Origin of the sequence: Burkholderia sp. Ax-1720, assembly GCF_011753035.1 — a bacterium.
GTDB classification, from domain to species: Bacteria; Pseudomonadota; Gammaproteobacteria; order Burkholderiales; family Burkholderiaceae; genus Burkholderia; species Burkholderia gladioli.
Genome location: NZ_VWWK01000402.1, coordinates 1 through 1,728, shown reverse-complemented (window position 1 = coordinate 1,728; position 1,728 = coordinate 1). Strand labels below are relative to the sequence as shown.

Below are 1,728 nucleotides of genomic sequence, written 5' to 3'. Positions count from 1 at the left end.
CGTAGACGTGGAAGTTCACGTAGTTGAACGCCACTTCGTAGAGCGCCTGCCGGTCGTTCTCGAGTTGCAGCTGGAAATACGGGTAATGACGATGGCGGATCACCTTCAGCTCGGTGCCGAAGGTCTGGCGGATCAGCTCGGCCCAGCTCATCGGCGCCAGCGTCTGGCGCAGCGGCAGCGTGTTGAGGAACAGGCCGAGTACCTTCTCGCCGTCGGCCTGCTCCTGGCGCACGTTCGACACCAGGCCCGTGGTCACGTCGGGCTTGCCCGCCAGCATCGAGAGCACGCGCAGATGCACCGCCAGCAACACGCTGCGCATCGGCACGCCCAGGGCGTTCGCGGTTGCCGCGAGCCGGGCGCGGATTCCGGCGTCGATTTCGACACCCAGCACGTGTTGCGAGGTGGTCGTTTCGGCTTGCGTCTCGGCCGGTGGCAAGGCGCTGAAAGTATGGCCGTCGAGGAACTCGCGCCAGAAGCCGCGATGGGCTTCCGAGGCCAGTGCTCCGCGTTCGGCTTCCACCGCCGAGCGCGGCGTGCGCGCCAGCGGCGGTGCTGTCAGGCTCGTTTCATCGCCGCCCAGCACGGCGAGATAGGACTGGAACAGCTCCGTGTTCAACGATGCGACGCTCCAGCCGTCGAGGATCGCGTGATGGAAGCTCAGCGTGTACTGGATCTCCTGCTCGTCGCGGACGTGGATGAACACGCGCAGCAGCGGTGCTTTGTCGAGCGAAACCGCTGCCCGGCGCTCAGCTTCCATGAAGTCCGCCAGCAGTTGCTCCTGCCGCGCTTCGTCGTGCATCGAGATGTCGATCACCGTCAGCGGGACTTGCGCCTCGGCACGCACCAGTTGGAGCGGCTCCTCGAAATGTTCGAGATCGAACGCGGTGCGCAGCACAGGGTGCCGGCGCGTCATCGCATCGAGTACGCGACGCAGCGTGGCTTCATCCCAAGCCGGCACGCCGAAGCGATAGCTGAACACGTCGTGATACAGCGACGCATCCTCGCTGGCTTGCTCGTTGTGATAAACCATGCCCAGTTGCAGGGCCGTCAACGGATAGGCGTCTTCCACGTCAGCCGGCAGGCGCGCCGAGTCGTGTTCGCTCAGACTCAGGTCGAACGTCTGCGGCAGCACGCTGATATCGGACAGCGTCAGCGCCTGGGCCAGGTTCGCGATGGTCTGATGGGTGAACAGATCCACCAGCGCGAATTCGAGCCCTTGCGCCTTCGCACGCGACAGCAAGGACACGGCGCGGATCGAATCGCCGCCCACGGTGAAGAAATTGTCGTGAACACCGATCTGCTCGAGATGCAGTACCTGCGCCCAGATGGCGGCCAGCCGCTCCTCGATCGAGGTCCGCGGCGCGACATACTGCGATGCGCTCGCCAGTTGCAATGCACCGGCAGCTTGCGAGGGATGCGGCAGCGCCTTGCGGTCGATCTTGCCGTTTGGCGTCAGCGGGAAGTGGTCGAGCGAGACGTAGGCGGCCGGCAGCATGAAGTCCGGCAGGCTGCGCGACAGCGCCGTGCGCAGTTGCGCGGCGTCCTGGGCGGGATGCTCGGCGGCGAACACCAGATAGGCCACCAGGCGCTTCTCGCCCGGCTCGTCCTCGCGCGCCATCACCAGCGATTCGCGAACGCCCGGCAAGGCTGCCAGCGCCGCCTCGATCTCTCCCAACTCCATCCGGAAGCCGCGAATCTTCACCTGTGTATCGATACGGCCCAGGTATT

The 1,728-nt window shown here is 65.3% G+C and carries 1 protein-coding gene; it reads right to left on the bottom strand.

The window, feature by feature from the left end:
* Window positions 1-1,702: condensation domain-containing protein (locus tag F3J18_RS37190; protein ID WP_345891797.1), on the bottom strand; the 1,702-nt coding region annotated here is incomplete at its 3' end.
* Window positions 1,703-1,728 lie beyond the last annotated feature (26 nt).